Source organism: Isosphaeraceae bacterium EP7 (assembly GCA_038400315.1).
Lineage (GTDB): Bacteria > Planctomycetota > Planctomycetia > Isosphaerales > Isosphaeraceae > EP7.
In genome coordinates this window covers 3,786,440-3,798,463 of the sequence record CP151667.1, presented here as the reverse complement: position 1 = coordinate 3,798,463, position 12,024 = coordinate 3,786,440, and the positions used below count along the sequence as shown (strand labels likewise).

Genomic DNA, 12,024 nt, shown 5'->3' with positions numbered 1-12,024 from the left:
TTGACAAGACGGAGCAACGCGAGCGCGGCTCGAACCCCGCGAACAGGAACGGCACGCGCGGCTCGTTCCCAGGCACCCCGTCAAAGGCCGGGACGAGGCGGGTCGTACGCCCGCAATCCCCTCGGATCCTCCTGGCCTATCGGGAGGGCCGGCTCGCCGTCATGGGGCGAGGCGGATTGCCTTCCTTGATTTCGAGGATCTGGTCGGCCGGGAGGTCGGGCCAGGACTCGACCTTCCCGGAGGGCCAGCGCACTTCCAGGTGTTCCACGGCCGGGGCCGAGCCGAGCCCGAACCAGAGTCGCGAGTCGTGGGCCGACAGGTAGCCCGTGCCGCCCGTCTGCCAGCGCATCTGGTCTCCGGCGGGGGTCCGGATGCGGACCCTGGCCCCGACCGGCGAGCGGCCGTTCTTCGCCCCGACCAGGCGGACACCCAGCCAGTGGCCGCCCGGGGTCCGGTTGTGCAGCACGGCCGCGGGCTCGTCGCGGTGGACCACCACCAGGTCGACCCGGCCGTCATTGTCCAGGTCGCCGGCGGCCGCTCCCCGGCCGACGACGGGTCGCGAAAAGTAGCGGTCGCCGGCGGGGTCCATCACCTCGAACCGGCCGCCGTCACGCCCCAGGAAGAGCTGGGGCGTCTGGGCCATCGGGGTCTGAATCTTCGGCCGGTCGTCGATGTGTCCGTTGGCCACGAACAGGTCGAGCCGGCCGTCATTGTCGGCGTCGAGCGCGGCGGCGGCGAAGCCGGTCTTGGGGCGGCTGGGGGCCGACAGCCCGGCCGACAGGGTCGCGTCCATGAACTGCCCCCCGCCCAGGTTGCTTCGGAGGATGCTTCCCTCGTTAATCAAGTTGGTGTGGAACAGGTCGATGAGTCCGTCGCCGTTGAGGTCGTCGGCGACGACCCCCATGCTGGCCGTCGCCCGGCCCGCGCCGTCGAAGGCGACCCCCGACGCCATCCCCTGCTCCTCGAAGCGCAGCCCCCCCTTGTTGAGGAACAGGAAGTTGGGCGACGTGTCATTGGCCACGAACAAGTCGAGCCGGCCATCCCCGTCGAGGTCGGCGATCGCCAGCCCCAGCCCACGCCCGTCGGGCACCTCCAGCCCCGCCTCCCGGCTCACGTCGCTGAACGTCCCGTCGCCGTTGTTGCGGAAAAGCTGGTCGGGCTCCGCCCGATAGCGCTGGGGCGAGCAATGGATGGGAAGCCCGAACTCGTCGCGGCACTGCGACTCTGCCTTGACATTCAATTCCACATAGGTGATCGCGACAAGGTCGAGATCGCCGTCGTCGTCCAGGTCGGCGAAGCCCGCCGCGGTGGTCCAGCGGGGCGAGCCGACGCCCGCCCTGGCCGTCGCGTCCTCGAAGGTTCTATCCCCCCGGTTCCGGTAGAGGATCGTCCGGCCCAGCCCGGTGACGAACAGGTCGTCGTGCCCGTCGCCGTCGTAATCGCCCACGGCGCAGCCCATCCCGTAGGCCGACCCGGCCACGCCCGCGCGGGCCGTCACGTCCTCGAACGTCCCATCCCCCCGGTTCCGATAGAGCCTGTTCGCCCCCGAGGCCGACCGCAGATCCGCCGTCAGCGGCCCGCCGTTCACGAAATAGATGTCGAGCCAGCCGTCACCGTCATAGTCAATCAGGCCGACGCCCCCGCCGATGGTGTCCGCGATCGAGAGCGACCGGCCCGCCCCGCAGTCGTACCGAGAGTCGATGCCCGCCGTGCGTGCGACGTCCTCGAACCGAGGGATGCCACCGGCATGGGCCGGCGCGGGCGGCGAGGGAGGCGGGAGGGTCGGGCGCGAGGCGAGCACCGGGCGGGCGGGCTCTCTGGTCCTGGCTCCCGAGCCCGCGGGCACCAGGCTCGCGGCGGCACGGAGGTCGGGCCGATCCGGGCCGAACCGCGTCCCTTGCTCGAACCAGGCCCGGGCCTCGTCGGGCAAGCCGGCCTCGCGGCAGAGCGTCCCCAGATGGAGGCAAGCGTCCCGGCTGAAACCCTCACGTCGGAGCCTGGCATGTTCAAGTCTGAGCGTCTTGTCTCGTTCCTGAAGCTCGTCGGCTCGCCGGATGTGCCCGGCGGCCCGGTCCGCGTCGCCCGACCTGCGCAGGAGCTGGCCCAATCGGTAATGGGCCTCGCGGTGCCCAGCATCGATCTCGAGGACATGCGTCAGATCGGCCTCCGCATCCGCCGGCCGGCCCCTGGCCTCGTCCAGCCGGGCCCGCAGCAGCCACCAGCGGGCCCGGTCGGAGGTACCGAGGGGCTCGGGGCCCAGCAGGGCCGGATCGACCTCGGGCGAGCCCAGCATCCTGCGGCACTCGGCCAGGGCGAACCGCCCCCCCGGGTCGTCCTCGAAGGCCGCCGCCGCGGCTTGCAGGTGCGGGAGGGCCTCGGCCGGCCGGCCCTTCTGGAGCATGATCAGCCCCCAGACCCGCCGCAACCAGGGGTCGGCCGGGGTCCTGTCCAGGAACGGCTTCACCTCGCCTTCAAGCCCCCTGAGGTCGGCCTCGGGGGCCTCCAACGCGAGGACCAAGTCGGCCAGCTGGCGAGGGTCGAGGGTCGTCCGATACATCCCCCAGAGCACGTCTCGGGCCTCGGCGGGCCGCTGCTGGAGGCTGAGGAGATAGACGAGCCGCTGGGACGGGGCGAGCACCTCGGGGCTCCGGCCGGCAGAGTTGCGGAACGCGCGCTCCGCCGCCGCGGCGTCCCGATCCTGCAGCGCGATCTCGCCGAGCATGGACTGCGCCCGCCCCCACGCCCTGGACGTCGGCCCGACCTTCGCCAGGGCACCGGCCACCTCGGATTCTCGCCCCTGCTCCCGGATCGCGCCGGCCATCAGCATCCAGGCGTCGCCGTCATCCGGCCTCGATCGCAGCCAGCGCCCGAGCATCGATTCCGCCTCGGCCCATCGCCGCCGCCCGGACGCCTCCCGGATCGCCTTCCAGGTGGGCAAGGGGCGGAACTCGACCCAAAGCCCGAGGCCGACCAGTGCGGCGACGGCCGACGCGCCCACCAGCCAGGCTACTCCGCGACGGCCGAGCGGCATCGATCGTTCCATGGATCTTATCCCTATTCGCCACGCGAGCCTGGCGCGACACCGGGGCCGAGGCCGAGAGGACGCCCCGTCGAGACTCCACGATACGCTCCCGCCGCGAGCCCGTCGCTCCGACTTCCGGCGACGGCGAGGCATGCCGCAAAATTACGGAACGGCAGCTTCAAGACGCAACTTTGTTACCAGGATCATCATGTGAAAGTTCCGGCTTGTTCCCTTCAACCGCCGATCACTCGCGCCCAGCCCCCGGAGAAGAACTTGAGAAGATCGACAGATCACTCATTGCGTACAGCGATCGATTCGGGTTACTCTTCGAATCTCTCTGGGCCGATTCCGGCCCGCATGGACTGGGAGCGCCTCCCCGCCCCATTCGCGACGTTCATCCCCATCATTTCGACACTCTCAAGCGTCCCATCCGGTCGGCGTCTGTTCGAACCGTCGGTGACTTCCCCCAGCAAGCTGGAGCCCGCCGCCTCGACGGGGTTGGTTCCCGCTCGCCTTCGAACTGCACCGGGCAGACGCCCACTCCACGCGACGGGGCCCCATGCGGCGGCGGGTGTCCACGTCTTCGGGAAGGCGAGGTCAGGCATGAAATCGATGGCTCGGGTTCCGGGATCAAATCGCGGTCCCCTCGCGGCGGCCTTGGTCGTCATCGGGTTTGGTGTCGTCGGCATTTCGGGGTGCGGCGAGGCCAATGTGCCCAAGGTCAAGCCGGGCGATCCGTCCACCACGTATACCGTCAACGCACCACCGCCGGACTCGATCGCCGGGAGTGCCAAGCCGGGGAAGGCCTCCAAGGGGACGATGAGTGCGCGAGAGCTGAGAGACTATCGACAGAAGCAGAAGGCGGGCCAATGAAGTCGGCCCGTCGGCCGCCTTTCGGGCGTCTTCCTTGTCCCTTGTTCCGGGAGATCTCATGATGAAATCTCTGCGTCTGCGTCCGGGCATGCGTCGGGGCTTCACCCTGATCGAGCTGCTCGTCGTCATCTCCATCATCGCCGTCCTGATCGCCCTTCTACTGCCAGCGGTCCAGTCGGCCCGCGAGGCGGCTCGGCGGGTCCAGTGCGTCAACAACCTGAAGCAGCTCGGCCTGGCCGCCATGAACTACGAGTCGGCCAATCAGACGTTTCCGATGGGCGACCACCAGGGCCGCACGATCGACGGGGCCTTGCAGAACCAGAACTTCGGCCATTTCGTGGCGCTCACGCAATACATCGAGCAGGGGGCCATCTTCAACGCCCTGAATTGCTCGATCATGATCTACACCTACCAGAACAGCACCGTGAACGGCATCGGCCTGAGCGCACTCTGGTGCCCGAGCGACGTGGGGGTCATCGGCCTCCGCTACCCCGGCCAACCCGACGACGGCTGGGACGGCAGCCCCATCCCCATGACGTACAGCAGCTATGCCGGCAACATGGGCCCGCTGATCTACGACGCCTTCCACGGGGGCAACGGCGGGCCGTACATGGCCCAGATGCAGGGGACCTTCTCCGAGGTCGGCGGCCCCGCCCTCGTCGGGCCGGTCAGCCTCCAATCGATCACCGACGGCACCAGCAACACCATGCTCTACGGCGAACACGCTCACGGCAAGATCGCCGCGGGCTCGACCGGGACACTGTATGGCATCAACTGGTGGACCTCCGGAGACTACGGCGATACGACCTATTCGAGCTTCTTCCCCCCGAACTATTTCTCGTCGGACGTCCAGGCCGCGCTCCTGCCGAAGCTGGTGGTTCGCCAGTCGAATTTTGCGGTCACGACGGCGAGCTTCCACCCAGGAGGGGCGAACTTCGCCTTCTGCGACGGCTCGGTCAAGTTCATCAAGGACACCGTCAACTCGTGGAACCCGAGGGCCATCGAGTTCGTCAACCCGACCTACAACCTGAACGGCCAGAGATACGGCGTCTTCCAGGCACTCTCGACCCGGAACGGGGGTGAAATCATCAGCTCCGACTCGTACTGACACCCGGCCCTCCGCCGGGCACATCGAGTGCGCACGCGAGGTCCACGCGTGCGCACTCGATGGCGTACCCCGCCCATCTCAACCGACGCGTTGCCACTTTTTTCGATCCAGCGTCTCCGCCTCGACGTCGAGACGAATGCCGGGTGTTCGCCCGACGAAACGGCCTCGGACAAGGAGTTCTCACCAGGTGTCCGATCTCGGCCACCTTGACGGCACGACCGCAGCCGGCTTATCCCGGCAAGACGCCGCGCAACGAAAAACCCCAGCCATTGCGGGCCGGGGTTGGACGTCGGATCGGAGATCTCTTGAAGCGAGGATGATGGGGCTCGAACCCACAACCTCCGGCGTGACAGGCCGGTGCTCTAACCAATTGAGCTACATCCCCTCGTTCGCTTACGTGGGATGATTCTTACAGACCGGGGGGTCCGAGTCAAGCACCTGGTGCCGAGAACTTGCGGGCCGTGGTCCGGGGCGATGGGCGTGGGGGCAACGGCCCGCAACGCTCGGCCTATGCACTGGATGCGCGATGCCGGCGGCGATAGATTGGCTGGGTCGGCGGAACATGAGCGGGCGCGATGAAAACCGGGCGAGGGGACGATTCATGGCCGAGCCGAAAATCACGGGGTTGGCCCCTCGACTGACGTCGATCGACGCGTATCGCGGGTTCGTCATGTTCCTGATGATGGGCGAGGTCCTGCACTTCTGCGGGGTCGCCCAGGCCTTGGCCGACAGCTGGTTCTGGAAGCAGCTCTGTTTCCACCAGGACCATGTCGAGTGGATTGGCTGCTCGCTGCACGACCTGATCCAGCCCTCGTTCTCGTTCCTGGTCGGCGTCGCGCTGCCGTTCTCGCTGGCCGCCCGCGAGGCCAAGGGGCAGTCGCGCGGCAAGATGACCGCCCACGCACTCTGGCGGTCGTTGCTGCTTGTGGCGCTGGGAATTTTCCTCCGGTCGACGCGCCGCGACCAGACGAATTACACCTTCGAGGACACCCTCAGCCAGATCGGCCTGGGGTACACGTTCCTCTTCCTGCTCGGGTTCCGCCCGGTGCGCGACCAGCTCATCGCGGTGGCGGTCATCCTCGTCGGCTACTGGGCGGCCTTCGCCCTGACTCCCCTGCCTGATGCCTCATTCGACTACTCGGCGGTCGGCGTGCCCGAGAGTTGGCCTCACCTGATGGAGGGGTTCGCCGGGCACTGGAACAAGAATAGCAACCTCGCCTGGCGGTTCGACACCTGGTTCCTCAACCTCTTCCCCCGGTCCGAGCCATTCCAGTACAACGGCGGCGGCTACGCGACTCTGAGCTTCATCCCCACGCTGGGGACGATGATCCTGGGCCTGCTCGCCGGCGGCGTGCTGAAGTCGGCGGCCTCGTCGTCGGGCAAGATGCTGCGACTGGCGGCGGCCGGGGCCGTCTGCCTGGCGGCCGGCTATGCGCTGGGATGGTCGGGGCTCTGCCCGGTGGTCAAGCGCATCTGGACGCCGAGCTGGGTGCTCTATAGCGGCGGCTGGTGCTTCCTGATGATGGCCGGCTTCTACGCGGCGGTCGACCTGGCGGGGCTCTCGGGCCTGGCCTACCCGCTGCGGGTCGTGGGCCGCAACTCGATCGCGGCGTATTGCATGTCGGGGCTGACGGAGAGCTGGATCGCCAAGAACATCACGACCCACCTGGGCGAGGCCCCCTTCCTGGTGCTGGGGCCGGCCTACGAGCGCCTGCTGCACGGGTCGGCCGTGCTGGCGGTGCTCTGGCTGGTGCTGTACTGGATGGACAAGCGTGGGATTTACTTGCGAATCTGATGGACGGGGGGAGGTCCGCGGTGATCACTCCAATCGGCCAATGACTCGGGGGCGGGGACGCATGACTTTGCGGGCGTGGATCTTAGGTTGGTCGTGCGGGCTGCTCTGGCTGACGGCGGCGACGCAATCGCACGGCCAGGAACCGGCGGCAGCGGCGGCGCAGGCCGACCCGGCGGCGCTGGCGGCGCAGGTCCTGGATGAGAAGAAGCCGGCCGAGGAGCGCGAGGCCGTCATCGCCAAGCATCCCGAGCTCTCCTCGGCCCTGATCTCGGCGATGGCCGCCGGGATGCCGGCCGGGACGCCCGAGGAATACCGGCGGATTCCCTGGATCTGGCGGGCCGCCTTCGCCGCCGGCAAGCGCAACGACGAGGCCGAGTTGCGGAGAATCCTTGAGGTCTCGTTGCCCGCCCCCGGCGCCCCGCTGGACGACTGGCGCGCCGTGGTCGTGGGCGGCGGGCTCATCAACGGCCTGACCCTGGCCGGCGTCTGGCCGGCCGAGCGGCTCGGCGCGGTCGTGGCCGGCAACGACGCCCTGATCGCGCGATGGCGGCGGGCGCTCGACCTGGCCTCGGCCATGGCCGACGACGAGAAGGTCAAGACCGGCACCCGCTATGACGCCCTGCGAATGCTAGGGGCCGAGCCCTGGGACCGCCGAGGTGCCCAGCTGATGCGGTACCTGACCAAGGGCGTCGACGCTGAGTTGCAGCAGGGGGCCGTCAGCGCCCTGTCCGACGTCAAGGGCCCCGCCCCAGTGGTGGCACAGGCGTTGCTCTCCGGATTCGACCACTACAGCCCAAATAACCGCGAATTCGCCCTGGACGCCCTGCTCCGCGACGAGGCCCGCGCCCTGGCCCTGCTCGACGCCGTGAAGGGGGGCCGGGTCGACCGCGGCCTGCTCGGCACCAAGCGCACCGAGGCCCTGAAGGCCCATCCCGTCGAGCCCGTCCGGGCCCTGGCCACCTCCGTCCTCGGCGCTCCCTAACCAACTCCCGGATGTTACCTTCTATCGATGACGCTTCCCCGGAACGACCACCACGCCCCCGCCCGACGCACGAGGGGCCCCCGTTGATCGGCTCGACCCTGAACCGGCGATTCCTCCTCTCCAGGGAACTTGGGCGAGGCGGGATGGGCACCGTCTACCAGGCCACCGACCAGGTGCTCGGCAGGACCGTGGCCGTCAAGGTGCTGACCGGCCAGGATGACCCCGAGGTGGGCCCCAGGCTCAGGCTCGAGGCCCAGATCCTGGCCCGGCTGCTGCACGAAGGGATCGTCCGCCTGTATGACTTCGGCGAGGCCGACGGACTCTTCTACTTCGTCATGGAGGAGGTCGACGGCCCGAGCTTCCAGCAACGCTGGCGCAAGCTCCCGCTGCCGGTGCGCATGGATGTCCTCGTCGGCGTGGCCGACGCGCTGGACTACGCCCACCACCAGGCGATCATCCACCGCGACGTCAAGCCGGCCAACGTCCTGATGACCGCCGCCGGCCGGCCCAAGCTCTCCGACTTCGGGCTCTCGGTGCTGGCCCACCAGCCGCACGAGACGGGCATCGTCCGCGGCACCCCGCAGTACATGAGCCCCGAGCAGGCCCTGGGCAGGCAGCTCGACCACCGGTCGGACCTGTACTCGCTCGGCGTGATGATCTACGAATGCGCCTGCGGCTCCCCCCCGTTCCGGGGCCCCTCGATGGCCGTCATCGCCAGCCAGATCAACGCCGAGCCCGAGCCTCCCAGGCTGCGCAACCCACGCATCGGCACTCCACTGGAGTCCCTGATCGTCCGGCTCTTGTCGAAGGACCGCGACGCCAGGCCCCCCACGGGCGCGGCCGTCGCCGACGAGCTGCGGGCCATGATCGCCGCCGGCACCCTGATCTCCTCCTCGAGGGCCGACGCCCCCCACCCCGACGACTCGGCCACGACCCTCGGCGACATGACCGGCACGCGGTCGATCCGGGGGGCGACGACGATCATGGCCGCCGGCCCCGAGTCATCGTCGGCGACCGGGCCGGGCCTCGTGCCTCTGCCCGAGGCCGGGCCGGCGCGCCCCCCGTCGAGGCCCGTGGCACCCCCCGCGGCGGTCGTCCGGGCGCTAGCGTCGGTGGAGTCCGAGCCCCTCATCCTGTCCGCCAACCAGCGTTACCTGGGCGGGCACTACCTGGCCTATCTGCTGGGAGGAGCACGCCGCCGTGGCCTTCGGCTCAGGCGCACGACCGACCCGCTCAACGCCGACCGGGCCCGGCTTATGCTGGCGATGACGGCCGCGATGATCGAGGGGGGGACGCCCGAGGCCGTCGCCAGGGCCGCCGAGGTCCTGGAGCTGCGCCACGACGTTCGGCCTTCGCTCAGCCCGGTGGTCGTCGCGAGGTATCTGGCCTCGCGCTCCAGCGTCTCCAGGCGCAAGGCCTTCCGCCGCGTCCGCAAGGAGCTCCAGGACGCCAGCCCCTACGCCCAGCAGGCCCTGACCGACGACCAGGGAGTGCTCAACCCCGGCCTGATTCCCCAGTCGTGGGACGACCTGAGGGCGCTGGCCCCGGCCCGCACGGAGGTAGACGACCGGCTCGTCGAGCGCTGGAACCGGGTCGCCGACGCCTGGCGTGAGCGGGCCGGCTTCCGCGACGCCGTCTTGCGGTACGCCACCCAGAGTGCCCACCTCGACCCGGCCTCGGCCTCGCTCTGGCCCGAGGTGGTCTACCCGCTGATCGAGCGGGCCCGCTGGCAGCGCCGGCTGAGGTCGCGCGGCGAGGCGATCCTCGACGGCCTGCGAGACAACCTCCACCTCGCCGCGCCGGGGGCCAGGCTCGACCGCGCCATCGTCGCCTCGGTCCCCCAGCGCGTCGCCGAGGAGCTGGACGTCTCGGCCGGCGGATTCGCCGACGAGCCCGAGATCGGCGAGGTGGCCGCGACGCCCGCCGGCCCGGACGCCGCCGAGGCCGCCGGGCGGCTGGTGGCCAACCCCGCCCTCCTGGGCGCCCTGGCCGGCGAAGTCCTCGAGGAGCGCGGGACCACCCGACTGGCCGGGGTCGACCCGATCCGCGTCACCCTCGGCGAGCTGCGGGCCCTGTTCCGCGAAGCCGTCGACTCGCTCTCGCAGGCCAAGAACGCCGGCGGCCATCGGCTGGTGCCCATCGGCCCCTATCGCCTGGCCGTGGTCCCCTCGCTCCGAGGCCGTAGCGCCGGGCAGGTGGCCATCCAGGGGATGCCCAACGCCAAGCAGGTCGAGATGCTCACCCCCTCGCTGAGGAGCGGGGGCAAGAGCTCCAAGCCGGTCGTGGCCGCCTGGCCCTACGTCGACGGCAGCCTGGTCGTCGCCTACAACGACTTCCGTAACGACCCCCGATACATCCTCTGGCACGCTCCCGGCCAGCACCAATCCAACTACGACTCGGCCGCCTCGCTCAACTCGGCGCTCCTCCAGCTCAACCTGGAATCGCCCGACCAGCTCGACCGCGCCCTGTCCCGATGGTTCCGGCCCAGGGAACGCAAATGAGCCGGGACGACTCGGGGCCAGTGGCGGCGAAGGGACTCTCGGGCTGGCGGCTGGCCCTGGTCGGCCTGCTCCTGTTCGCGCCGGCGACCATTCCCTACCTGGTCCACGCCCTGCCCCGCACCGACCGGACCCTGCCCACCGGCTACATCGTCTACGACATGGCGCTGTACGCGGGCAAGGGGCGCGAGCACTTCGACTCGGGCACCTTCCACCCCACCTACTCGAACCCCTGCGACTGGTCCTACGGCGAGCCCAGGGTCTACTTCCAGCCCCTCTTCCTGGCCATCGGCGCCGTCCGCGAGTGGACCGGCCTGGATATCGGCCTGATCCTGGTGGGTGCCTGGATCCTCTCGGGCCTGCTCTGCACGGGCGTGGCCATCGCCCTCTATCGCCGGGTCGTCGGCCTGCGCACGTGGTCCGAGCGGCTGGGCCTGGTCGTCTTCTTCTGGGGGGGCGGGCTGCTGGTGGCGATGGGGGCCTTCTGGTTCCTGGGGCTCAAGCGCACGGTGCCAACGGCCAGGGAGCTCTTCGCCTTCGACCCCATCGACGGCTGGTGGTTCATGAGCTTCGGGCGCAACCTGATCTTCCCCACCGAGGCCTTCTACCACGCCCTGTTCCTGGGCTGCGTCCTGGCCGCCATCGGCCGACGGTTCGCCCTGTCCGTCGCTCTGGCGGCCCTGGCGGCGATCAGCTCCCCGTTCACGGGGGTCGAGCTGCTGTCGGTGCTCTGGACCTGGTGCTTCGTCGAGGTCGTCTTCCTGCGCCGACCGGGCCTGGGGGTGACGACGGGGTATTTCGCGGCGATCACGGCCGTCTTCGGCCTGATGCTGGGCTACTACCTGGGCTTCCTGAACCTGTTCGAGTCGCACAGGATCGTCGCCCGGCAGATGTCCCTCGACTGGGGCTACAACGCCGTCCAGTTCGTGCCCGCTTATGCCCTGGTGGGGGCCCTGGCCGCCTGGCGGCTGCGCGACGGGTCGAGGGCCTTGGCCGCCTGCGCCAACCCGGAGACCACGCTGTTCCTGGCCTGGGCGGCGGTCGCCTTCGCCCTCTCGAACCACGAGTTCGCCATCACCGCCCGGCAGCCCATCCACTTCACGCGCGGATACGTCTGGATCCCCTTGTTCTTCCTGGGCGCCCCGGTGCTCGTCGGCCTCTTCGACCACCTCGGCGGGCGGCTCAGGCGCCCCTGGGGCGGCCTGGCCGCGGGGCTCGTGTTGCTCCTCTTCCTCAACGACGACCTCGCCTGGCTGGCCAGGTTCCCGCTGCGGTACGACGTGCCCAGGGCCAACCAGGACCTCAGGATTTCGCCCGAGCAGCGCGAGGTGCTGGGCCGCGTCTCGGGCCCCGAGTTCCGCGGGCACACCCTGCTGAGCGAAGACCCGACGATCTCTTATCTGTGCATCACCTCGACCCCGATGCGGAGCTGGGACGCCCACCCGTTCGAGACCCCCGACCTCGCCTCGCGCCACGCCGAGATCGTCCGGCTCTTCGCCGAGGGGACGCCCGACGACCGCTGGGCGGGCCTGCCCCTGGTCGTCGTGCGGGAGAGACGGCCGGGCGCCGCGACGGACTCGTGGCTGGCCGCGCGGCACGCCCTGCCGATCCTGTCGAATGACCGCTTCGAGGTCTTCCAGGTCCCGGCTCCCTGAGACGCCCGCATGGCGGATTTGCCCGGAATTTGGTATCCCTTCGAGCCTTGCGGACAGACCCCCCGCATCATCTCCAAGGGCCCCGAAGGAC

The 12,024-nt window shown here is 69.7% G+C and carries 7 protein-coding genes and 1 tRNA gene; 6 read left to right on the top strand and 2 right to left on the bottom strand.

Annotated features, from left to right (window positions below; translation table 11 throughout):
• Positions 1-136 precede the first annotated feature (136 nt).
• Complete coding sequence (locus EP7_RS14685; protein ID WP_463521940.1) at positions 137-3,043, bottom strand: FG-GAP-like repeat-containing protein; 2,907 nt, start codon at positions 3,041-3,043, stop codon at positions 137-139.
• A 582-nt stretch (positions 3,044-3,625) separates the two neighbouring features.
• Here EP7_RS14685 and EP7_RS14680 point away from each other — a divergent pair.
• Positions 3,626-3,895, top strand: a complete 270-nt coding sequence (locus EP7_RS14680; protein ID WP_463521938.1) for a hypothetical protein — start codon at positions 3,626-3,628, stop codon at positions 3,893-3,895.
• 61 nt (positions 3,896-3,956) lie between these two features.
• Positions 3,957-5,003: a DUF1559 family PulG-like putative transporter gene (locus tag EP7_RS14675; RefSeq protein WP_463521936.1), complete on the top strand. Its 1,047-nt coding sequence runs from the start codon at positions 3,957-3,959 to the stop codon at positions 5,001-5,003.
• Between the two features lie 311 nt (positions 5,004-5,314).
• Here EP7_RS14675 and EP7_RS14670 read toward each other — a convergent pair.
• Positions 5,315-5,388, bottom strand: a tRNA-Asp gene (locus EP7_RS14670).
• Between the two features lie 216 nt (positions 5,389-5,604).
• Here EP7_RS14670 and EP7_RS14665 point away from each other — a divergent pair.
• The 4 genes from EP7_RS14665 (at position 5,605) to EP7_RS14650 (ending at position 11,933) form a co-directional block, all read left to right on the top strand.
• Positions 5,605-6,798 carry an acyltransferase family protein gene (locus tag EP7_RS14665; protein WP_463521934.1) on the top strand — a complete coding sequence of 398 codons (1,194 nt, stop codon included), beginning with the start codon at positions 5,605-5,607 and terminating at the stop codon, positions 6,796-6,798.
• 61 nt (positions 6,799-6,859) lie between these two features.
• Positions 6,860-7,780 (top strand): hypothetical protein, encoded by a 921-nt coding sequence (locus tag EP7_RS14660; RefSeq protein WP_463521932.1) that lies wholly within the window; start codon positions 6,860-6,862, stop codon positions 7,778-7,780.
• 83 nt (positions 7,781-7,863) lie between these two features.
• On the top strand, positions 7,864-10,281 hold the full coding sequence (locus EP7_RS14655) for a serine/threonine-protein kinase (protein ID WP_463521930.1): 2,418 nt from the start codon (positions 7,864-7,866) through the stop codon (positions 10,279-10,281).
• Entirely contained in the window at positions 10,278-11,933 is a 1,656-nt protein-coding gene (locus EP7_RS14650) for a hypothetical protein (protein WP_463521928.1), read from the top strand. The genes EP7_RS14655 and EP7_RS14650 overlap by 4 nt, the downstream gene beginning before the upstream one ends.
• The last annotated feature ends 91 nt before the right edge of the window (positions 11,934-12,024 follow it).